Origin of the sequence: Trichlorobacter ammonificans (assembly GCF_933509905.1) — a bacterium.
In the GTDB taxonomy this organism is placed as follows: domain Bacteria; phylum Desulfobacterota; class Desulfuromonadia; order Geobacterales; family Pseudopelobacteraceae; genus Trichlorobacter; species Trichlorobacter ammonificans.
Genome location: NZ_OW150024.1, coordinates 1264651 through 1286709 on the forward strand (window position 1 = coordinate 1264651; position 22059 = coordinate 1286709).

At 60.8% G+C, this 22059-nt stretch carries 20 protein-coding genes; 9 read left to right on the forward strand and 11 right to left on the reverse strand.

Features of this window, described 5'->3' with window-relative positions; genetic code table 11:
- Positions 1 to 26 precede the first annotated feature (26 nt).
- Both RAK07_RS05745 and RAK07_RS05750 read left to right on the forward strand, forming a co-directional pair.
- A complete protein-coding gene (locus RAK07_RS05745) occupies positions 27 to 1379 on the forward strand; it encodes a S41 family peptidase (protein ID WP_305731881.1) in 1353 nt (450 codons plus the stop codon).
- Positions 1380 to 2378: a divergent polysaccharide deacetylase family protein gene (locus RAK07_RS05750; RefSeq protein ID WP_305731882.1), complete on the forward strand. Its 999-nt coding sequence runs from the start codon at positions 1380 to 1382 to the stop codon at positions 2376 to 2378.
- Here RAK07_RS05750 and RAK07_RS05755 read toward each other — a convergent pair.
- Positions 2361 to 3758, reverse strand: a complete 1398-nt coding sequence (locus tag RAK07_RS05755) for a ParA family protein (protein ID WP_305731883.1) — start codon at positions 3756 to 3758, stop codon at positions 2361 to 2363. The genes RAK07_RS05750 and RAK07_RS05755 overlap by 18 nt on opposite strands.
- A gap of 275 nt (positions 3759 to 4033) precedes the next feature.
- Between RAK07_RS05755 and RAK07_RS05760 the strand changes: the two genes are divergently transcribed.
- The 4 genes from RAK07_RS05760 to RAK07_RS05775 all read left to right on the forward strand — a co-directional run bounded on the left by RAK07_RS05760 (position 4034) and on the right by RAK07_RS05775 (position 8136).
- Positions 4034 to 5152 carry a hydrogenase small subunit gene (locus RAK07_RS05760; protein ID WP_305731884.1) on the forward strand — a complete coding sequence of 373 codons (1119 nt, stop codon included), beginning with the start codon at positions 4034 to 4036 and terminating at the stop codon, positions 5150 to 5152.
- Positions 5153 to 5155: 3 nt separating this feature from the next.
- Positions 5156 to 6859, forward strand: a complete 1704-nt coding sequence (locus tag RAK07_RS05765) for a nickel-dependent hydrogenase large subunit (protein WP_305731885.1) — start codon at positions 5156 to 5158, stop codon at positions 6857 to 6859.
- Between the two features lie 15 nt (positions 6860 to 6874).
- Entirely contained in the window at positions 6875 to 7594 is a 720-nt protein-coding gene (gene cybH / locus RAK07_RS05770; protein WP_305731886.1) for a Ni/Fe-hydrogenase, b-type cytochrome subunit, read from the forward strand.
- Between the two features lie 65 nt (positions 7595 to 7659).
- Positions 7660 to 8136, forward strand: coding sequence for a HyaD/HybD family hydrogenase maturation endopeptidase (locus RAK07_RS05775; protein WP_305731887.1), 477 nt, complete (start codon positions 7660 to 7662; stop codon positions 8134 to 8136).
- Here the strand turns inward: RAK07_RS05775 and RAK07_RS05780 are convergent.
- On the reverse strand, positions 8102 to 10018 hold the full coding sequence (locus RAK07_RS05780) for a sensor domain-containing diguanylate cyclase (protein WP_305731888.1): 1917 nt from the start codon (positions 10016 to 10018) through the stop codon (positions 8102 to 8104). The two genes, RAK07_RS05775 and RAK07_RS05780, sit on opposite strands and share 35 nt — an antisense overlap.
- Before the next feature lie 120 nt (positions 10019 to 10138).
- Between RAK07_RS05780 and RAK07_RS05785 the strand changes: the two genes are divergently transcribed.
- Positions 10139 to 11263, forward strand: coding sequence for a glycosyltransferase family 9 protein (locus RAK07_RS05785; RefSeq protein ID WP_305731889.1), 1125 nt, complete (start codon positions 10139 to 10141; stop codon positions 11261 to 11263).
- Here the strand turns inward: RAK07_RS05785 and RAK07_RS05790 are convergent.
- From RAK07_RS05790 to RAK07_RS05830, 9 genes are read right to left on the reverse strand one after another with little or no spacing between them, the layout of a single operon-like run.
- Positions 11204 to 11971 (reverse strand): protoheme IX farnesyltransferase, encoded by a 768-nt coding sequence (locus tag RAK07_RS05790; RefSeq protein WP_309550385.1) that lies wholly within the window; start codon positions 11969 to 11971, stop codon positions 11204 to 11206. The two genes, RAK07_RS05785 and RAK07_RS05790, sit on opposite strands and share 60 nt — an antisense overlap.
- Positions 11972 to 12012: 41 nt before the next feature.
- Positions 12013 to 13218: a cytochrome c oxidase subunit II gene (coxB, locus tag RAK07_RS05795; protein ID WP_305731891.1), complete on the reverse strand. Its 1206-nt coding sequence runs from the start codon at positions 13216 to 13218 to the stop codon at positions 12013 to 12015.
- A 9-nt stretch (positions 13219 to 13227) separates the two neighbouring features.
- On the reverse strand, positions 13228 to 13521 hold the full coding sequence (locus RAK07_RS05800) for a cytochrome C oxidase subunit IV family protein (RefSeq protein ID WP_305731892.1): 294 nt from the start codon (positions 13519 to 13521) through the stop codon (positions 13228 to 13230).
- Positions 13522 to 13530: 9 nt separating this feature from the next.
- Positions 13531 to 14133 carry a cytochrome c oxidase subunit 3 family protein gene (locus RAK07_RS05805; protein ID WP_305731893.1) on the reverse strand — a complete coding sequence of 201 codons (603 nt, stop codon included), beginning with the start codon at positions 14131 to 14133 and terminating at the stop codon, positions 13531 to 13533.
- On the reverse strand, positions 14130 to 15782 hold the full coding sequence (ctaD, locus tag RAK07_RS05810; RefSeq protein WP_305733485.1) for a cytochrome c oxidase subunit I: 1653 nt from the start codon (positions 15780 to 15782) through the stop codon (positions 14130 to 14132). Before ctaD ends, RAK07_RS05805 begins: the two co-directional genes overlap by 4 nt.
- Positions 15783 to 15784: 2 nt before the next feature.
- Positions 15785 to 16657 (reverse strand): SCO family protein, encoded by an 873-nt coding sequence (locus tag RAK07_RS05815; RefSeq protein ID WP_305731894.1) that lies wholly within the window; start codon positions 16655 to 16657, stop codon positions 15785 to 15787.
- Positions 16647 to 17450: a cytochrome c3 family protein gene (locus tag RAK07_RS05820; protein WP_305731895.1), complete on the reverse strand. Its 804-nt coding sequence runs from the start codon at positions 17448 to 17450 to the stop codon at positions 16647 to 16649. The genes RAK07_RS05815 and RAK07_RS05820 overlap by 11 nt, the downstream gene beginning before the upstream one ends.
- Before the next feature lie 29 nt (positions 17451 to 17479).
- On the reverse strand, positions 17480 to 18583 hold the full coding sequence (locus RAK07_RS05825) for a cytochrome b (RefSeq protein ID WP_305731896.1): 1104 nt from the start codon (positions 18581 to 18583) through the stop codon (positions 17480 to 17482).
- A 31-nt stretch (positions 18584 to 18614) separates the two neighbouring features.
- A complete protein-coding gene (locus tag RAK07_RS05830; protein ID WP_305731897.1) occupies positions 18615 to 19034 on the reverse strand; it encodes a QcrA and Rieske domain-containing protein in 420 nt (139 codons plus the stop codon).
- A gap of 543 nt (positions 19035 to 19577) precedes the next feature.
- On the opposite strand from RAK07_RS05830, the gene RAK07_RS05835 reads away from it, so the two are divergent.
- Complete coding sequence (locus RAK07_RS05835; RefSeq protein WP_305731898.1) at positions 19578 to 20021, forward strand: Fur family transcriptional regulator; 444 nt, start codon at positions 19578 to 19580, stop codon at positions 20019 to 20021.
- 55 nt (positions 20022 to 20076) lie between these two features.
- The gene (feoB, locus tag RAK07_RS05840) at positions 20077 to 22044 is read left to right on the forward strand and encodes a ferrous iron transport protein B (protein WP_305731899.1); all 1968 of its coding nucleotides are present in this window, start codon (positions 20077 to 20079) and stop codon (positions 22042 to 22044) included.
- Positions 22045 to 22059 lie beyond the last annotated feature (15 nt).

The window sequence follows — 22059 nt, forward strand, 5'->3', positions numbered from 1 at the left end:
TTCATTCCAGCGGAGGAAGAACCACAATGCTGAAGTTCGGCAAAACAAGAAAAGTTGCAGCGGGATTTCTGGTAACGATCGTTGTTCTGGTTGCCTTTATCAGCATCAGCACCCAGCGCCGTTGCGATGCCCAAGGAGGGAAGGAGTACGAGTACATCGGACTTCTGACCGATGTGATGATGATCGTGAAGAAAAGCTACGTCGAGGAGGTTGACTCGAAAAAGCTGATCTACGGTGCCATCAATGGCATGCTGACGGCCCTTGACCCTCACAGTTCCTTCATGAGCCCCGAGACGTTCAAGGAGATGAAGATCGATACCAAAGGGGCTTTCGGGGGATTGGGTATCGAGATCAGTATCAAGGACGGTATTCTGACGGTCATTTCCCCTATTGAGGATACTCCGGCCCAGCGTGCCGGTATTAAAGCGGGGGATCAGATTCTGCGTATCGACGAACGCTTTACCAAGGATTTGACCATTACCGATGCGGTCAAGCGTATGCGCGGTCCCAAGGGGACTGCGGTGATCCTGACCATCATGCGGGATGGGTTCGAGAAGCCGAAGGAGTTCAAGCTGGTCAGGGATATTATTCAGGTCAAGAGCGTCAAGTCGCGTCTTCTTGAGAGCGGGTACGGCTACGTACGGATCGCCCAGTTCCAGGAGCGTACGGACGAAGATCTTTCCAAAGCGCTGAAGACGCTGGTTGAGGAGAACAAGGGCAAGCAACTTGCCGGCCTGGTGCTTGATCTGCGGAACGATCCCGGCGGGCTGCTGGATCAGGCGGTACGGGTGTCCGATCATTTCGTAGAGAGCGGTAAAATGATCGTCTACACCGAGGGACGGGACAAGGAGTCCCGTATGCAGTTTACCTCCAGCAGCCGGACCAAGGAGCCGAATTATCCCCTGGTGGTACTGATCAACGGCGGCAGTGCCAGCGCTTCGGAGATCGTTGCCGGCGCCCTGCAGGATCACAAGCGTGCCATCGTTATGGGTACCCAGAGCTTCGGCAAGGGGTCGGTGCAGACCATCATCCCTCTTTCCGACGACTCCGGCTTGCGCCTGACCACGGCCCGCTACTACACCCCCAAGGGCCGCTCCATCCAGGCCAAGGGGATCACGCCCGATATCGTGGTCGAGCAGCTTGAATTGCCGAAGGAGTCTTCGCGTCGCGAGTCGATGATGATCCGGGAGAAGGACCTGGAAAACCATTTCGAAGGCGGTGAGGAGGAAAAGCCGGCAGAGCGGAAAGCTGACCCCAAGGACCAGAAGGGTGAGCGCAAGCCGGTTGACCCCCTCAAGGCCGACTACCAGGTCATGCGTGCCCTGGACCTGCTGAAGGGATGGGAAATCATGAAACAGATGGGGCCGGGGAAACCCTGAATGCCGTTTGTTCAGCAGCACCCCCGGAGAAGTAACCGGTATAGAAAAAAAGGCGGCAGGGGCGGCGGTTTCGTCCTCGCCGCCTTTCTTGTGCTGTGTGTGGCGCTGGTGATGGGCGGGTATTTTCTGCAGCGTTTTCTGGCTGGCGAGCCTCCGCAGCTGACGACGGCGGCACCCCCGCCGGTAACCATACCACCGGTGCGTCAGGAACCGGTGGTTCCCCAGGCGGTCTACTCAAGTGCCGCGGTGGGGAAGGGGGATGAACGGCAGGCGCCGGTCAGGCAGGACTACGATGCCGATACGCCGCAGGCACAGAGTCTGCCTCCTGCCGCCGGCAGGGGAAGGCTGGCCATTATCATTGACGATATGGGAAGTTCGCTGGCTGAGGCCCGTGCTCTTGCCGATATCGGCGTACCCCTGGTGTTTTCCATAATTCCGGGGTTGCGCCACGACCGGGATGTTGCCGCTTTTGCGGCAGACCGTGGTGTCGAGATCATGGTCCACATGCCGATGCAGTCCAAGGAGTATCCTCAGCGTCGACTGGAGGCGAACGGCCTGCTTTTATCCCATGACACCGATGAGGTGAAGCGGCGTGTAGAGAGTTATCTGGAGGCGCTTCCCCAGGCCGTGGGGGCGAATAACCATACCGGATCGGCCTTTACCGAAGATGCCGGTAAAATGAGGGTGGTGCTCGGTCTTCTGAAACAGCGCGGTCTCTTTTTCGTGGACAGCATCACCACTCCCGCCACCACCGGCCTCAGGGTGGCGCAGGAGCTGGACATCCCGAACGGCCGGCGCGATGTGTTTCTGGATAACGAGCAGCAAGAGTCCTACATCAACGGCCAGCTTGCCAAGGCGGTGGCACGGGCGCGCAGGGCAGGCCGGGCAATCGCCATTGGTCATCCCCATCCTGCTACCATCACGGTGCTGAAACGACAGTTACCTCTGCTGAAAGAGCAGGGGGTCACCCTGGTGTCCGTTTCACAGTTGCTCAGATAGTGCCGTCGTCACCAGTCGATTGACCTCCTGGACACGACGGTAGGGGCCGTCCTGCAGAATCTGTTCGGGGTGTTCCTCGTCCACGGGATGGATGCTGAGCCAGGCTGTGCGCAGTGTTCCGTCGTACCCCAACAGCGTTTCATTCAGCAGCACGAACAGTCGGTCCCGAATACCGTCCAGCATTCCTTCCGTAAATCCTTCGAGTGAAATGGTACGCTCCAGCAGTACGTTCCCGTCGTTATCGAGCTGCATGAAACGCAGGTGGCGGCAGTTTTCACCGCCGAATACCGGTACAATGACTGCTGTCGATGCACGGACAGTATCCCGGATAACCCGCAGCGACAGCGTAAATGCCTGACTGTCCGGCGTCACGTTGTACAGGGCGCAGCAGAGCATGTCCGTTAGACAGTCGCTGTGCAGAAAGCCCCGTGATGCCCGGTCCGAAGTCTCGAAGTAAAATCCCCGTGCAGAGATGTCATCATGCTTGGCGCCGCAAATGACACAATGGGGAGCAATACCCTCCAGCCGCGCCAGAAATGCCTCCTTCTTCTTTCCTTCTTGTTCGGTCAGCCACTGGTGGTACAAATACGCTCTCGGTTCTGCGGTCTGGTGGTAGCCGGCCAGCACGTCGCGGCCCAGTTCGACGAACTGGTTATGCACCTCGGTTCCCCGCGCGTGGGTGAGGATCGGGTAGATTTTCCCCTCTGGGTTGGTGTTCAGGCTTTCTACTTTGGGGCTCTTCGAAATGTAGGTGTCCAGGCAGCGGTAGCCGCGGTTGATGGCAAAGGCCCGTAGCAGAGTGCGCTGATCCTTGAAGATGCCGTCATACTTGATCCGTGAGTCGATCAGGCAGGGGATCAGGGAAAGGGATTTCTTGTCGATTCCCCGTTGGTCGAACAGCGCAAAGATATTTTTGCAGTTTTCCAGGCTGGGCATGTCTTTGACCGGGATCAGCACCCGGTCGGCGGCATAGAGAGCGTTCTGGGTCAGAATGTTCAGGTCGGGGCGGGTGTCGAGCACCACGATGCCTGAGATTCCCGACTCAGCCATCATCCTGCACAGCGCCATCGGCCCCTTGAAGCCCTGGTAAAGTTCCGTCAGGTTATTGGAAGAGGGGATGTAGCGCACACCATACTGTCCCGGATGCAGCAGGTGCGAGCCCGGGGTGCCGGTCAGAAGCTCCCGCACCGTGCCGTTCATCGGCTGTCCTTTCAGCTCGAACATCCGGTCAATGGTGAAGTGATTGTCGAAGGACATGATGGTGACCGGCAGTTCATCATGCATGGCTTTCAAATAGATTGCCAGGTTGGTGGCAAGCGTGGTTTTGCCGACGCCCCCTTTTTCGGAGCAGATGGTTAGGATGTAGGGAAAATTTTTCATGGGCCGGATGATACGGAAAGAGGCCCCTCCGGTCAACGGCGAACTGGCAATGAGCGGTGCTGGTATACTTTTGCACTCTGTCTGATGCGGTCACAGACAGGTGTGGGTAAAAATACACAAACAGTATAAATTGGTTCTATTATTGTGTAATACGGAATAATCTGTCCATGTCTCACTTGCATGGTGCAGTGTGCTGTGGTAGAGAGAAGCAGTATACTATGTCCGGCTCCACAGTAAGCTCCATTGGTAAAAACAATGTTACACAGGAGGTGCTCATGGACAGGAGGAATAACGACGGTGAAAATCCGGGTGGGTTCTCCGTGGCCCGTCTGCTGCAGGAGCGGGGAGTCTCCCGTAGGGATTTTCTGGCATTTTGCTCGGCGATGACTGCCGCCATGGCCCTTCCCGCCACCATGGCGCCCAAGGTTGTCCACGCTCTGGACAAGGTGCAGCGGCCGACCTTGGTCTGGCTGAACTTCCAGGACTGCACCGGTGATACCGAGGCGCTCCTGCGGGCGGCGAACCCGACGGTCGGTGAGCTGGTGCTCGATATCCTCTCCATTGACTACCACGAGACCATCATGGCGGCCGCCGGGCATCAGGCGGAGGCGGCTCTGGAAAAGACCGTGAAGGAGTACAAGGGGAAGTATCTCTGCGTGGTGGAGGGGTCCATTCCGCTGAAGGATGGCGGTGTGTACGGTTGTATCGGCGGCAAGACCTTTCAGCAGATCGCCAGGCATGTCTGCGGCAATGCGGCGGCAACTATCGCGGTGGGTACCTGTGCCAGTTACGGCGGGATTGCCGCCGCCGTTCCCAACCCGTCCGGCGCCGTGGGGGTCAGGGAGGCGGTTCCCGGCGCCACGATACTCAATCTGCCCGGCTGCCCCTGCAATGCCGATAACCTGACCGCGGTGGTGGTGCACTTTCTCACCTTCGGCAAGCTGCCGGCCATGGACAGCCACGGCAGACCTCTGTTTGCCCACGGCAAGCGGATTCACGACAACTGTGAGCGACGTCCCCATTTCGATGCCGGCCAGTATGTTGAAAGCTGGGGTGACGATGCTCACCGCAAGGGATTCTGTCTCTACAAGATGGGTTGCAAGGGACCGGCAACCTTCCATAACTGTCCCACCCAGCGGTTCAACGAGAAGGTCAGTTGGCCGGTGGCGGCCGGGCATGGCTGTGTTGGCTGCTCCGAACCGCAGTTCTGGGATACCTCACCGCTGTACCGTCGCCTGCCCAATGTGCCGGGCTTCGGTATCGAGAAGAGCGCCGACGCCATCGGCCTTGCCTTTGCAGCGGGCGTGGGCGGCGCCTTTGCCGTGCATGGCGTGGTGAGTGCGCTGCGTAAGGACAAGCCTGCCGCTGAAGAGACCAAGGAAGGGGAGGAATAGGCCATGGCGAAGATTGTCGTTGACCCGATTACCCGCATCGAGGGACACCTGAGGATCGAAGCCGAGCTTGAGGGGGGTACAATCAAGGATGCCTGGAGCTCCAGCACCATGTACCGCGGTATCGAAAAGATCCTCAAAGGCCGCGATCCTCGTGACGCTTGGTACTGGACCCAGCGTTTCTGCGGCGTCTGTACCACGGTCCACTCCATCGCTTCGATCCGCGCCGTGGAAAACGCCCTGAAGCTCAAGGTTCCGCCCAATGCGGAACTGATTCGTAACATCATCATCGGCATCCAAAACGTGCATGACCATGTTATCCATTTTTACCACCTCCATGCTTTGGACTGGGTGGACATCACCTCGGCTCTCCAGGCCGACCCGGGCAGGACTGCAGCTCTGGCCGCCTCAGTCTCTGACTGGCCCAAAAACTCTGCCACTCATTTCAAGGCGGTGCAGGAAAAACTGAAGGCCTTCGTCGGTACCGGCCGTCTCGGTCCCTTTGCCAATGCTTACTGGGGACACCCGGCCTACCGGTTGCCGCCTGAAGCCAACCTGATGGCCACCGCTCACTACCTGGAAGCGTTGGAATGGCAGAAGGAGATCATCAAGATCCACGCCATTCTGGGCAGCAAGAACCCCCATCCCCAGACCTTCCTGGTGGGGGGGATGTCCATTCCGGTGGACCCGGATTCCCAGAACGCCCTGAACGCCGACAAGCTGATCACGGTGAAACGGCTGTTGGCCAAGGCGCAGCAGTTCGTGGAGCAGGTCTACATTCCCGATCTGCTGGCCGTGGCCTCCTTCTACAAGGACTGGGCCGCCATCGGCGCCGGTGTGGGCAACTACATGAGTTACGGCGACCTGCCCGACCCGGTCAGCGGCAACCTTTGGTTCCCGGCCGGTATTGTCAGGAACCGGGACCTGGCGAAGCTGCTGCCAGTTGAGCAGCAAAAGGTCGCAGAATTCGTCGATCATTCCTGGTACGAGTACCAGCAGGCAGGTGCCGGCAAGGGACTGCATCCCTGGGACGGCGAAACGGAAGCAAAGTACACCGGTCCCAAGCCGCCGTACGAATACCTTGATACCTCGGCCAAGTACTCCTGGGTCAAGGCGCCGCGCTATGACGAGGCGCCGATGGAAGTGGGGCCCCTGGCCCGGGTGCTGGTGGCCTATGTCGCCGGTCACAAGGAAACCAAAGCAGCAGTTGAGATGGTGTTGGCCAAACTAGGGGTCGGCCCGGCAGCGCTGTTCTCGACCTTGGGACGTACAGCGGCCCGTGGTATTGATGCACTGTTGAATGCCCGCCAAACGCCGGTCTATCTGGAGATGCTTATTGACAACATCGGCAAGGGGGACTACCGCATTCACGCCAACGAGAAGTGGGACCCGCGGGAGTGGCCCGCCGAGGCCAGTGGCTACGGCTGGCATGAGGCGCCGCGTGGTGCTCTGGGGCACTGGATCAGGATCAAGGACCAGAAAATCTACAACTACCAGGCGGTGGTTCCTACGACCTGGAACGCTTCACCCCGTGACGGCAAGGGACAACGCGGTCCCTACGAGGCGGCGCTGGTGGGCACACCGATCGCCAAGGCCGACCAGCCGCTGGAGATTCTGCGCACCATCCATTCCTTCGATCCCTGCCTGGCCTGCGCCGTCCACGTTACCGACGCCACCGGCAACGAACTGGTGCAGATCAGGGTCTCCTGACGAAAGGAGGCTGGTATGAAAGAAAAAAAATATAAACAGTATATCTGGGAATTGCCGGTCAGGATAAGCCACTGGATCAATGTGATCAGCATCGTGGTACTATCGGCAACCGGCATCCTGATCGGCAACCCGTCCTTCATTGACGTCTCGCCGAGCGCCTATCTGATGGGCTGGATCAGGTTCCTGCACTTCGTCTTCGGCTATGCCCTGGCCATCAGTGTCATTTCACGGATGATCTGGGCGTTTCGGGGGAACTGCTACGCCGGTTGGCGGGAGTATTTTCCCTTCCTCTGTCCGGTGGGACGCAAGGAGATGAAGGAGGTTTTTGCCTACTATACGTTCAGGAGCAAACATGTTCCCGAAATCACCGGGCATAATCCCATGGCCGCCACCGCCTACTTCTTCGTGTTCCTGATCTACTGGTTCATGATCCTGACCGGGTTTGCCATGTATGCGGAGCATGCGCCGGGCGGCCCGATGCATGCCCTGCTCAAGCCGGTCTATCTGGTGTTGACGACCCAGCAGATGCATCTGTACCATCACGTGGCGATGTACCTGCTCATCGGTTTCGTGATCAACCACATCTACAGTGCCTGGTTGATGGATATCAAAGAAAAGGGTGGCGAGATTTCCAGTATTTTCAGTGGTTATAAGTTCACATCCAGCCCCTACGCCGTTTGTAAAAGCAGGACGTGGGAGCTGTTCCCCTGGCGGAGCAGAAAAAGTAAAAGATAGACAGAGCTATTCCGGTAAGTGCCAGCAACGGGGTGGGCGACCACCCCGTTGCTTTTGGAGGGCAGATGAAAACGTTGATTCTGGGATTGGGCAATACGATTATGACCGATGACGGTGTCGGACCGAAGGTGATCGAACGGTTGCGGCACGATGGGGAGCTGCCGGTGGAGATATCCCTGCTGGATGGCGGAACCCTGGGACTTGACCTGCTGCCCCACCTTGAAGGGGTGGAGCGGTTAATCATCGTTGATGCCGTTGAAACCGGCAAGCAGCCGGGAAGCTTGGTGCGACTGGCCGGCGATGAGGTGCCGGCTGCCCTGGAAACCAAGCTGTCACCCCATCAGATGGGATTGAAGGATCTGCTGGCCGTGGCCCGATTGATGGACTGCCTGCCACCGGAGGTGGTGCTGGTCGGTGTCCAGCCCGACTGCCTGGAACTGGGAACCGAGCTGACACCGGCGGTGGCGGCGCAGGTGCCGGAGCTTGCCCGGATGGTCTGTCGGGAGGTTAGAAATCCCCATGCTGCCACATCTCCGGGGTAAAGCGTACCACCCGGTTGCGGCCGGTTTCCTTGGCCCGGTACAGGGCGACGTCGGCGAACTTGATCGCCTGCCAGAAACCATCGCTGTCGCCGGGAAACTCGCTGACGCCGATTGAGATACTCTTCTGCAGGATCGTATCCCCCACCCGTAGCTTGAACTGCTCCACTCTGACCCTGATCTTTTCGGCAACCTGCATTGCCATGCCCGGCTCACTGTCCAGCAACACCACCAGGAATTCCTCACCGCCGAAGCGGATGACCAGGTCAGCCTCTCGCACTGAACTCTTGAGGATGTTTGCGGTTTCTCTGAGCATCTGGTCACCGGTGTCATGACCGTGGGTATCGTTGACCTGTTTGAAATAGTCCAGGTCGCAGACCAGAAGACCGATCTGCTTGTTCCGGCGCAGCACACCGGCAATGATCTGCTTGGTGTGCTCCTGGAGAAAACGCCGGTTGTACAGACCGGTGAGCGGGTCTACCAGGGCTGACTCCTGCAGGGTCTGCATCAGCCGCTTAGCTTCGATGACCGATAGCGACTGGTTGATGTAGGTCTCGGCCTTGAACAGCCGCGTCGTGTCCTCAGCCGACAACGGTGCTGACTGACCGGTTGCGGGAAATCTGAATTGCACCACACCGCCCGTATTCCCCCCCAGCATCATCGGGATGCAGACATGGCCGACCCCCTCTTCGGGAAGAAAGAAGCGGCAGATGCCGCTAAACTCGAAGGAGGAGATGTTATGGCCGGTCTTAACGGCGCGGCAGAGAGTGCAGTCGCTTAAAATATCCTCCTGACAATGCAGCCGGATGTCTCCCACCAGGGGAGGGTAGGCTGCCTTCATTTCCTTCTGGGGGGTGTTGACCTCATAGATGCAGTACTCCCGGAGGCCCAGGTCGTTTGAGAAGACCTCCCCCAGGCGGCGGTACACCTCCTCCAGGGACGAGTCTTCCTCGATCACCTTCTTGTAGATGGTCATGCTGTAGACCGATTCCATCAGGCTGTTGAATTTGCGAGAGAGGGTTCCGATCTCGTCCCGCGAAGGAATAGTCACCTTCTTGGCAAGATCGATGTCGCCGGTACTCAGGGATTCGATCTGGTTGGTGATGGTCTTGATCGGTTTATAAAAGGCAACGATGATCCAGTGGGTAAAGAGTGCCAGCAACAGCGAGGCGAAAAGCAGCAGCCCGAGCGTGGTGTGAATCGAATTCCTGATGTTCTTGTAGATATACTGGTCGATAGTGGTGTACTTTGCAGAAATCTGCTCCAGGTGTCGCTTTGAAAGCGCAATGGTGTCGGCAATCGCCCCTTGGGCTGCAGCGTAGGACCCGTCGGCCGTTGCCGTGTGCCGACTCTTCCCGGTCATCCGGGGGTGGTGTTCGAGGGAACGGTCGATCGTTTCCAGCTGTGCCAGAATTTCCTGCAGATAGCGTACCCCTTCCGGGTCTGCCTCTGCCATGTTCTGCAGAATCCGCTCGACAATGGTTCCCTCCGCGGGAGGACGTTTCTGGCGCAGGCTCAGCTCGTTGATCGACATCCGGATAGCTTCCAGTTGCCGGCGGATGACGGTGTGCGCGGCCATGCCGTCGCCGTTGCCGAGCGAGAGGTGCTGGTCGATGTACTGCAGCCGGATCAGCACCGTTTCAATCACCTGGCGATAGGGAACAATCTGCTCCGCCACTTGGTGGTAGCGGTAGTGGAGTGCGGACATCGACACCACGGTTACGAAGGTCATCAGGCAGAACCAGAGCAGGGTGCTGCCGGCAAAGAGCAAAAATTTCTTCTTGATCGGCAGATCAACGAACATCAGCAGCCCGCGCAGTCGCTGCGCCAGGGAGCCTGATGTCGTGGCCGCTTCGGGAGGGGGAACGGAAGAGTACTCTGGCATGCCGGATCTCCTGGCACCCGTCGACAGGTGCCGTACTATTCATCATCTGCACGTACGTATCTACCATACCCAGCTCCCAATTGGAACACGGATGAAACCAGGATTGCCACCTACAGCCCCATGAATGCCCGTCTCCTGAAAGTTTTGGATGCCACCGTCGGCAGGGTGCTGGCCGGCCGGCTGCCGGTAGCATCGCAAGCAACGCTACTTGGTGACGTTGACTCCATTCTGGTGATCAGGCCCGGGGGGATTGGCGATGCCCTGCTGCTGGCGGCGATGCTGCGGCGTCTTACGGAGCGCTTTCCCGCAGCCAGAATCGAGCTGCTGGCCGAAGGCAGAAACGCTGCCGCCTTCACCATGCTGCCGATGGTTGCCGCGGTCCGGCGCTATGACCGCTTCCGTGAGCTCTTCGGACTGTGGGGACGGCGTTATGACCTGATCATCGACACGGAGCAATGGTATTGCCTGCCGGCCGTGCTGGCCCGGCTGTTGCGCGCCGGGCGTCATATCGGCTTTACCGGCAACAATCGGGAGCGATTGCGGACCGATCCGGTTGTCTACGATTCGGCAGACTGGGAGCGCGAGCAGTTTTTGAGGCTGCTTGAGCCGCTGGGGTGTGATGCCGCAACGGAGGGTGCCGGGGAGCTGCTGCGCCTGCCGGACCAGGCGCGGCAGCGGGCTGACAGTCTGCTGGAGCCGCTGGGGGGCGGGCGGATCGTCGCACTCTTTCCCGGTGCCAGCGTGCCGGAGAAATCCTGGCCAGCCGAGCGTTTTGCGGCGGTGGTCCGCGCCCTTGCCGTGCAGGGGTGGCAGCCGGTGGTGGTGGGCGGAGCGGCGGAGGCGGCGGCGGGCGAGCGGATCGTGCGGGAGGCCGGCGGCATGACCTGCGCCGGTATGACCACGCTGGCAGAAAGCCTTGCCGTCATTGCCCGCAGCTCCCTGTTTATCAGCGGCGATTCCGGTCTGCTGCACGGGGCCGCCCTGCTGGGGGTGCCGACGGTGGCGCTGTTCGGTCCCAGTGATCCCCGGAAATGGGCTCCCCGTGGTCCCGGTAGTGTGGTGGTGTGTTGCCGGCTCCCCTGTTCCCCCTGCTCCCGGTACGGCACCATTCCTCCCTGTTCCCAGGGCTGTCGCTGCATGGAGGAGATCGGCGTTCGGGAGGTGCTGGCGGCGGCAGAGTGTCTGTTACGGCCAGATGGAGAGGGTGAGCAGGAGCGGGAAAAGGTTGAGGGTCGCGAAGAGTAGCCGGTCTGAACGCAGGGCGGTCAGTACCGGCAGCAGCAGGACCAGCGGCATGAACCAGAGGGCGCGGCTCGGTGAAATGACGCTGAAAAGCGGCAGGAACAGCGCCGCCGCAGCCAGGGCCGTGACCCAGAGCGGCAGCAGTGGGGCATGGCGGGCTTGCCGGGAGATGTCGCAGATAGGGAGGCGGGCGGTGCGGTATTCATCCCGGTAACGTTGTTGCAGCAGCCAGAAGTGGGGGATCTGCCAGAGGAACATCACGCCGGCCACCAGCAGAATCCGGTGATCGGTGGCGGCGCCGCCGGCCAGGCACCAGCCGATGAGCGGCGGCAGCGCGCCGCAGAGGGCACCCAGGGGGAGTGCCAGGGAGGTCCGTCCTTTGAGGGGAGTGTAGACCGCCAGATACCAGACAAGGGCGCCACCGGCAAGCAGCAGTGGAACAGCGCTGTCCAGGCAACCCAGCCAGAGCAGGCCGGCGCAGATTAGCAGACCGCCGGCTCCGGCCGCCGTGCCGGGGGAGAGATCGCCGCCGGCAACGGGACGCCGGCGCGTCCGTTCCATCAGGCGGTCCCGTTCCCGCTCCATGACTTGGTTCAGCGCGGAACCGCCGGCGGCCAGGAGAGCGGTGCCGCCGAAGGCAGTCCAGGCCGCTGCCGCTTCAACGGCGGCGGGGTAGAGCAGGTACCCCCCCAGGGCGGCCACCCCGTTCATCAATGCCAGCCGCCAACGCAGCAAGAGCAGGAACGACGTCGTCACTTCAGTCCCTCTATCCAGGTTATCAGTGCATTCAGTTCAGCTTCGGAGAGATCGGGGTAGGCCGGCATCACCGGCTGGAACCCGTCCACAACGGTGGCGCCGGGCTCCTTGATCGACTCCTTCAGAAAAGCGGCGTCCGCCGTCACGCGCACTGTTTTTCCGCCCTTGTGTACCGTGACCTGGGAGCCGGACAATCCCTTCAGCGTCGGTCCGACCCCGGGGCTGCCGTCAAGGGAGTGGCAACCCAGGCACCCCTTTTCCTGCGCCAGCGCCGCGGCATCGATCGCCTGCGGTGCGGCACCTCCGCGCCGCAGGTAGTCAATAATCTGCTTCAGTTCTTCTTCAGGCAGTTGGTAGGGAGGCATGGCGGGAGCGAAGCCCTTGACCACGTCGGTGTTGGGGGCACTGATTGATGTTCGCAGGTACGCTTCGTCCACAATAATGTTCCGTTCAATGCCGTTGCTCAGTACCGCCGTCGTTCTGCCCCAGATCCCCTTGAAACTGGGGCCGATCTTGGGGGAACCGTCGGTGGAGTGACAGCCGAGACAGCCGTGTTGCTCCAGCAGCGCCAGACCGGGATGGGGGCCGCCTCCCTTGGTTCCTTCCTTCAGCCAGGCGGCAAACTCGGCTTCCGGCAGCGCTTCCACGGTGGTGATCATGGCAGAATGGCCGGTACCGCAGTAGGAGGAACAGAAAATATCGTAGGAGCCGGGCTTGGGGGCGGAAAACCAGACATGGTTGGTCATGCCCGGCACGATATCACGCTTGACCCGGAAGGCCGGGATGTAGAAGCCGTGCAACACGTCCACGGAGGTCAGGTTGACCTTCACCGGCCGTCCCACCGGCACGTAGAGCTTGGCACTGCTGCGGCCGCCGGTGTAGGCGAAATTCCAGGACCACATCCGGGCCGTGGCGTTCACCTCCAGCGCCCCCGGCGGTACGTTGCGCAGGGCCAGGTAGCCGGCCCAGCCGTAGTAGAACATGGCCAGCACCAGCAGGGTGGGCAGCAGGGTCCAGACGATCTCCAGCCAGAGATTGCCGTCGGCATCGGAGGTGGGCTGCGGCGCGCGGGAGCGGCGGTAGCGGACCACGAACCAGACCATGACCGCGGTAATCCCCAGCAGCAGGACCAGGCTGGCGCCGAAAATGAAGATGAAGACCGGATCGATCGCCTCGTTGGTTGTCAGGTAGGTGGTTTTCACGGCAACTCCTCAGCGATAGAGCACGTCGAAAAAGGTAAGACCGATGAAGACCGCCAGGGTGAGCAGGGCAACGAACAGCAGAATCTTCAGCAGACGGTTTTCATACTTCATGTGCATGAAGACGGCGATGACCAGTCCTGCCTTGATACAGGCCACCGTCAGCGCCCCCACAACCTTGAAGCCGCCCAGGTCAATGCGGGTGATCAGGACGGTGACGGCGGTGAGCAGCAACAGCAGCACCCAGATGATGGTCAGGGTCCGGTAGCTGACGGGATGATGGTGGTCGGAAGCGTGTGCGTTCATGGCCGTTTCCTAGAGCATGAGATAGTAGAGCGGAAAGATGAAAATCCAGATCAGATCCACCAGGTGCCAATACAGGGCGCCGTTTTCCAGCAGCACGTAGTCGCTGCCGGTGACCTCACCCTTTTTGACCTGCAGGGCCACCCAGGCCAGCAGGGCGGCGCCGATCAGCACGTGCAGGCCGTGGATGCCGGTGCTCATGTAGTAGAGGCTGAAGAAGACCGATTCACCCGGCGGTCCCTGCGTCAGTTTGGCCGATCCGGGGTAGATGCCGTGATGGATCTTGGCACTCCACTCGAAGTACTTGATCACCATGAAACCGGCGGCGCAGAGGATGGTGCCGCCCAGCAGCCGCAGGGTCAGGGGGCGGTTGTCCTGTTGGATGGCCGTCACCGCCATGGCGGCGAACAGGCTGCTGGTCAGCAGGATCAGGGTGTTGATGCAGCCCAGCACCACGTTGAGCTGGTGGCCGCCGGTTGAAAACTCCTGGGGATAGCGGGCCAGGTAGACGGCGTAGAGGACGAACAGTCCGCCGAATAGCAGCAGTTCCGTGAACAAAAACAACCACATGCCGAGTTTCGCGCCGGCATAGTCCTTATGCACTGGATGGTTCATGGTGAGGTCCCGTTGGTGTCGCCTGCAATACGGTGCTGCAGTGCCTTGAAGTCATAGGGGCCATGGGTTACCACCGGTTCGCCGGTGAAGTTCAGGGTCGGCGGCGGGGTGGGGGTGGTCCATTCCAGGGTGGCGCCGCCCCAGGGGTTGCCGGTGAACGGCGCGCCCCGGAAAAGCCCTTGGAAGAGGTTCACCAGCATGATGACCAGGCCCAGTGCCAGAATCCAGCTGCCCACGGTGGCCACCAGGTTCAGGTTGGCGAACTCCGGCAGATAGTCGTAGTAGCGCCGCGGCATCCCCTGCATCCCCAGCACCTTCATGGAAAAATAGAGCAGGTTGAAACCGACGAACAGGAATCCCCAGGCGATCACCGCCGGACGGACGGCGTAGGTGCGGCCGTAAAACTTGGGCAGCCAGTAGTGCATGGCGGCGAAGAAGGCGAAACCGGTGCCGCCGAACATGACGTAGTGGAAGTGTCCCACCACGAAGTGGGTGTCGTGCACATGCACGTCGGTGGCGGCGGCACCGAGGATCAGGCCGGTGAGGCCGCCGATGGAGAAGAGCAGGATGAAGGTGAGCGCGAACAACATCGGCGGATCAAGGGAAATGGAACCTTTGTAGAGGGTGGAAACCCAGTTGAATACCTTGATGGCCGAGGGAATGGCCACGATGAAGGTCAGGAAGGAGAAGACCAGCACGGCGGTGTCGCTCATGCCGCTGGTGAACATATGGTGCCCCCAGACCAGCGATCCGGCGGCGGCAATGGCCAGGCTGGAGAAGGCGATCATCTTGTAGCCGAAGATCGGCTTGCGGGAAAAGACCGGAATGATCTCCGAGATCACCCCCATGGCCGGCAGGATCATGATGTAGACCGCGGGATGGGAGTAGATCCAGAAGAGGTGCTGGAACATGATCGGATCCCCCCCCCGGGCGGCGTCGAAGAGGCCGGTGCCCAGCATCCGCTCCGCGATCACCAGCACCAGGGTGATCCCCAGCACCGGGGTGGCCAGAATCTGCACCCAGGCGGTGGCGTACAGGGACCAGGTGAACAGGGGGATGCGGCTCCAGGTCATCCCTTCTGCCCGCAGGCGATGGATGGTGGTGACGAAGTTGATGCCGGTGAGGATGGAGGAGAAGCCCAGGATGAAGACGCCGAACAGGGCCAGGGAAACGTTGGTGCCGGTACGGGCGCTGAAGGGAACGTAGAAGGTCCAGCCGGTGTCCGGTGCCCCGCCGCCGGTAAAGAGGGAGAGCAGCACCAGGACGGTGCCGATGACGTAGAGCCACCAGGAGAAGAGGTTCAGGCGGGGGAAGGAGACGTCCGCCGCGCCGATCTGGATCGGCATGACCATGTTGCCGAAGGCGCCGGGAATGCCGGGAATGATGAAGAGGAAGATCATCACCACGCCATGTACCGTGAAGACGGCATTGTAGGTCTGGGCCGACATGATATCCCGGCCGGGAGCCATCAGTTCCAGCCGCAGCGCAAGCCCCAGCAGAACCCCCACCAGGAAGAAGGCCAGCACGGAATAGAAATACAGAAGACCGATCCGCTTGTGGTCGGTGGAGAATATCCAGGAACCGATGCCGGTTGCGCCGGTATCGGTCCAGAACCCCCGCTCGGTCGTCATCTGGGCCTGTTCCGTCATGCTCATGGTTCCTCCGGAGTGCGACTGCGGCGCCGTGTGCCGGTCAGCAGCAGAAACAGCAGAAAGCCGCCGGCGGAGAGGATCACCACCGTGGCGCTCACCTTAAGTATGTTGAAGACGTAGGTTTTACCCTGCGGATCGAAGGTGAAGCAGAAATCGACCACCTTGCGGATGGTGGTGCCCACCTTTCCCTCCCGGGCCTCCAGCAGGGCCAGGCTGATATCCTTGCTCAGAAAGGAGGTGCCGTAGAGGTAGCGGACAATGGTGCCGTCACCGCTGACGATCAGGCTGGCCACCGGATGCACGAAGTCCCGCCCCTGCTGCTTGAAGCGGTAGCCGATGGAGGTGGTGAAGCGGCGGATATCCTCCGGCTCGCCGGTCAGAAACCGCCAGCCGTTCTCCGGGAACGGCGCGTTGATGGCGGTCAGGTACATCTTCCGCGTCCGGGTCGCCTGTTCCGGTGTTTCGGAGGGATCGAAGCTGATGGAGATGACGCGGTAGTCGCTGCCGGCCGCGGCCTTGAGTGCCGGCAGCACCCGGGCCAGCCCCCCCTGCAGGTAGTTGCAGACGTTGGTGCAGGTGTAGTAGACCGGCAGGATGATGGTGGGGCCGGAGATCAGGTCTCCCAGCCGCACCACGGTACCGTTTTCGTCGCGGAAACGGGCATCCAGGTCAAGCTTTGACCCCAGACGCTCATCGAGCCCCACGTCCGCGCTCGGTTGCGGGGGCGGGGCGGCATGGTGCCGGTGATCGGGGGACGGCTCCGTCTCCTTTCCGGCGGCACCTGCCGGCAGAGCCGTCAGCAGCAGCACCGTCGCCAGGGCGCAGAGCAGGCGCAGGTGGTTCAAGATGGACAGGCGGCACCTAGCGGTCATGGTAGGTCCTGCCCAGCAGGTGGAAGAGCAGGGCGGCAGCCAGGGCTGCCGCAACGGCCACGGCACCGGCGACTTTCCGCTGCTGCCGGGTCGTATCCATCTCCGTCACCGCTGCTTCCAGCTTTTTCAATTCGGTGGTGATCTGTGCCGACTCTTTCTTGACCTTCTCCACATCAACCGAATGGAACAGACTGTGGAAACGGTTGCGCAGGGAGAAGAGCCCTTTTTCCAGCCGGTCGACGTCGCCGCCGATCTTCTTGTAGCCGATGATCCTGGCGTCGAGGGAGGAAATCAGCCGTTCGGTTTCCTGCATGGCCGATTTGATCTCTCGGGCCCGTTCGAAGCCGTGGCAGCGGGAGCAGGATTTCTCGTTGATCAGGTCCGGTGTCGCCTTCAGCACCTGGTGGTTGCCGTGGCAGGTGACGCAGGTGGGGCCGCCGTTGCCCAGCGCCCTGCCGTGACCGCTGGCCTGGAAGTCTTTCATCACCCCCAGGTGGCAGCGGCCGCAGAAGGCCGGTATATCCTTGGCCTTGGGTACCCCCAGGAAGCCGCGCTCCGGGCTCATGGCGTTGGCCGCATCCTTGGGATCGCCGCCGTGGCAGCCGTTGCAGGATATGCCGTTTTCGGCATGGATGCTGCCGCGCCAGAGCTTGACCGGCTCGCCGGTTCTGCCGGTCATGGCGCCGTGGCACTGGAGACAGACGTTTTCAGGTGTTTCCGCCGATCGGGCCGCAACCGGCTGAAACAGGACGATGAAGATGAGAAGCAGGTGGCCGAGCATCCCCGCATGCATGGTTATCCCCCTTGACGTAGGTCCGTTGCTCATGAGTAGTGCCCCCAGACGGTCAGGCCCAGCCAGACCAGCAATCCGCCGATGGCGCAGGCAAGAAAGAGGGGGCGCTTCAGGGGATGGCGCTCCCTGCCCCGGTCGATGAACGGCAAGAGCGCCAGGAAGGTCATGGCGGCGCCTTGGACGGCAAGTCCGATCAGTTCGTTGGGAAAGATTTTCAGAATCTGGTAGTTGGCCAGGAAATACCATTCCGGCTTGATGTGGGCCGGTGTGACGAAGGGGTTGGCCGGTTCAAAGGCCGACGAAGGAAAGAAAAGGTACGGGTTGAAGAACACCACAGCCAGGAACAGGGCCAGGTAGATGGCTATGGAACGCAGGTCCTCCAGCATGAAGTTGGGGAAGAACGGGATGCCGCCCGGATGGCTTTCATAGCGGTAGCCATCCCCCTGCCACTGGTTGACGGTTTCCTTCTGTCCGAAGGGAGGCGCGGAGATGCCGGTGCGCTTGAGGAAGAAAAGATGGGCGCCGATCAGGCCGGCAATGGCTACCGGAATCACCGCCACATGCAGGGCAAAGAACCGTCCCAGGGTGTGGGGTCCCACCAGTTTCCCCCCCCGCAGGAACTCCACCAGGTGCGGACCGATGACCGGAATGGCGTTGGCGCTGTTGGTGGCAACAGTGGTGGCCCAGAAGGAGAGCTGGCTCCAGGGGAGCAGGTAGCCGGTCAGGGAGACCCCCTGCACCAGGGTGAACAGGATGAAGCCGGTCAGCCAGTTCAGTTCGCGGGGGCTTTTGTAGCTTCCCATGAACAGTACCGACAGCATGTGCAGCATCAGCACCAGCACCATCATGTTGGAACCCACGGCATGGCACATCCGGATCAGCCAGCCGAAGGGAACGTTGTTCATGATCTGGTTCACGCTGGCGAATGCCTTGTCGGCATCGGGTACGTAGTAGATCAGCAGCAAAATGCCGGTGACCACCTGGATCACGAAGATGAACAGCAGCACGCTGCCCAGGGAGTACCAGACGTTGATGGTGCGCGGCAGCAGGTAACCGGTCAGTTGCTTGTCCGCCACCTCGCGGATGCCGACGCGGACGTCGACCCAGTCGATCAGTTTCTTGAGCAGATTCATGGAGCCTCCTCTGCAGGTCTCGCAGTGACCGTCAGCCGACGGTGATGACGCCGTCGGCAATCCGTACCGGCAGCTTCTTGAGCGGCCGGGGAGGGGGGCCGGAGATGACGTCGCCGTTGGCGGTATAGTAGCCGGCATGGCAGGGACAGACAAATCCCTGCTTGTCTTTTTCCCATTGCACGATGCAGCCCAGGTGGGTACAGACGGCGGAGAGGGCGATCAGGTCGCCGTTTTTTGTTCTGACCACCACCGCGGCCGAACCGGCGAATTCAAGAAACTTGGCCTCGCCCGGAGGAAGCTCCTTCTCCGGTATGGTGACCGTGCCGGCGGTGGCGTCAGCCCCCCGCGGCGCAAGGTAGCGGTAGACCGGGTAGGCTACCGCTGCCGTGGCACCGGCAGCCAGTCCCCCCAGGCACAGCCCGAGAAATTTTCTTCTGCCGTTGTTCTCCATGGATCCTCCCTCCTGCATGGATATCAGCTTCTTCGAGTCATCGTACGGTTGGATTGCGGCGAATAATGTCCGGATACAGCCGGCGGAACCGCTTGCGGAAAACTGGATCCCGTCGGGTTTCCCCGTTGCTGCGGCACAGCGGAACTGCCGGTCGAAAGAGCGTATGTGAAAACGGGGAACAAAAGGAAAGCGGCAACAGATGGCTGGTGGCAGGTCGTCACGGTAAACTCCTGTGCTGGATGCCGGACGGCGGAAACGATACGCTGCTGTTCAATGCTGCCCTGTATACGGCATATCGCCGGTTTTTTCCACGAAAAAATTGTTCCGTTTCCCTTCAATATTCCGGGGCAGGCTCACCCCACACAACGCCGTTGCCGGAACAGGTCTGGTATATCTTGGGACTAAATTTCCATGATACGGGGGGGACAGTACCACTCCGGCCGTGACAAGGCAATCAGGTGAAAACCGTAGTCATTGGAATTGTACTTGACGGTTGCGGTACAAGCACGTAATTTGAAAATTAATATCATTTAGGGGGCGGGCATGATCCTGGAAAAAAAGAAGGCATTCAACGCCTACGCAGCCAAGCAGGGGTTACGTTCAACCCGCCAGCGGGACGTCATACTGGACGTGTTCCTGGCCACCCGGCAGCACCTGAGCGTGGAAGAGCTGTACCTGAAGGTAAAGGCGTCCCATCCCGGCATCGGCTTTGCCACGGTCTACCGCACCATGAAGCTGTTGGCCGAGGCCGGCATTGCCCGGGAGCTGACCCTGAAAAACGGACAGGCCCGCTACGAACACCAGTTGGCGGGGGAGCACCACGATCACCTGATCTGCACCGGCTGCGGCGCCATTGTCGAGTTCGAGGACGAAACCATCGAGCAGTTGCAGCGTGAGATTGCCGAGCGCCACGGCTTCACCATCACCAGCCACCGCATGGACCTGTTCGGGCTCTGTCCCGGCTGTCGCGGTACCACTGCCGGCTAGCCGGGCACCATCCCATGGGCGTGAGAATGACTATCAACAAGAAGGGGCAGGCTGTATGAGTTCAGAAAGCACCATCGCAGAACAGCCTTCCGCACGGCGCGTTGCCCTGGTGGGCAACCCCAATGTGGGGAAGAGCGTGCTTTTCAACGCACTGACCGGCAGTTACGTGACGGTTTCCAATTATCCCGGCACCTCGGTGGAGGTGTCGCGGGGCAAGGCGGTGATTCGCAACGAGACCTGGGAGGTGGTGGACACTCCCGGCATGTACACCCTGCATACCATCACCGAGGAAGAGCGGGTGGCTCGCGAGATTCTGCTGAATGAGCGTCCCGACCTGGTGCTGCATGTGCTGGACGCCCGTAACCTGGAGCGGATGCTGGCCATGACCGTGCAGTTGATCGAGGCGGGGCTGCCGGTGGTGCTGGTGGTGAACATCATGGACGAGGCGGAGCGGATGGGGCTCTCCTTCGATCTGCCGCTCCTGCAGCAGCGGCTGGGAATTCCGGTGATCGCGGCAGCCATGGCCCGCAAGCGGGGGCTGGAGGAAATCCGCGCCGCCATTGCCGGTGTTGGTCAGAGCTGCGGCATGCCGGTGACTTACAGCCGTCTGCTGGAACATGACATCAGCCAATTGACGGACCTTCTGCAGGAAGAGTACGTACTGACCCGCCGGGCCCTGGCCCTGCTGATGCTGCAGGGGGACGAGGAAGTGGTGGAGCTGGTGCTGGCCCGGGAGGGGGAGCGTGCGGATGCCATCAAACAAAAGGTGCGCGAGATCGCCTTCGAGCGTCGCGAATCGTTCCACCTGGACCTTTCCATGGAGCGTAAGGAAGTGGTCAGGCGCTTGGTGCAGGGGGTGATCACCCTCCCGCACCGGCAACGGGAAAGCATGGGCGAGCGGTTCTCCCGCCTGACAGTGCGGCCGCTGACCGGGGTGCCGCTGCTGCTGATCACGCTCTACTTCGGTCTGTACAAGTTCGTGGGAGAGTTCGGCGCCGGCACGGTGGTGGATTTTCTGGAGGGGACGCTGTTCGAGGAACTGTTCAACCCCTGGATTACCGGCCTGGTCAAGGGGCTGATCCCCTGGTGGATGCTCCAGGAGCTGCTGGTGGGGGAGTACGGGGTGATTACCCTGGGATTGCGCTATGCCGTGGGGATCATCCTGCCGATCGTGGCCACCTTCTTTCTCTTCTTCTCGCTGCTGGAGGATACCGGCTATTTTCCGCGCCTGGCGCTCCTGGTTGACCGGGTATTCAAACTGTTCGGCCTCACCGGCCGGGCGGTGATCCCGATGGTACTGGGCTTCGGCTGCAGCACCATGGCCACCATGGTGACCCGTACGCTTGAAACGGTGCGGGAACGGGTGCTGGCCACTCTTCTGCTGGCGCTGGCCATTCCCTGTTCCGCCCAACTGGGGGTGATCATGGCGCTGTTGTCCAAAACGCCGGGGGGACTGCTGGTCTGGGCCGGCATGATGACCCTGCTCTTCCTGTTGGTGGGGATGATTGCGGCCCGGGTCATGCCGGGGGAAACCTCCATGTTCTACATGGAGCTGCCGCCGATGCGAATGCCGCAGCTCTCCAACGTGCTGACCAAGACCTATACCCGGATGCAGTGGTATTTCCTGGAGATACTGCCGCTCTTCATCCTGGCATCGGTGGTGCTCTGGCTGGGCAAGATCACCAATACCTTCGAAAAGCTGGTAAGTGCCATGACGCCGGTTATGACTGCCCTGGGGTTGCCGGGCGACGCGGCCACGGCCTTTATCTTCGGATTTTTCCGTCGTGACTACGGCGCAGCCGGACTGTACGACCTGCAGACCAAAGGACTTCTGGATGGCCGGCAACTGACCGTGGCGGCGGTGACGCTTACGCTGTTCGTTCCCTGCGTGGCCCAGTTTCTGATGATGAAGAAGGAGCGGGGCTGGAAGGTTTCCCTGGGAATTTTCCTACTGGTCAGCCTGTTGGCCTTCGGCACCGGGTTTACGTTGAACAGGGTGCTGCTGGCAACCGGGCTGCTGTGAGACAGGAGGAATGCG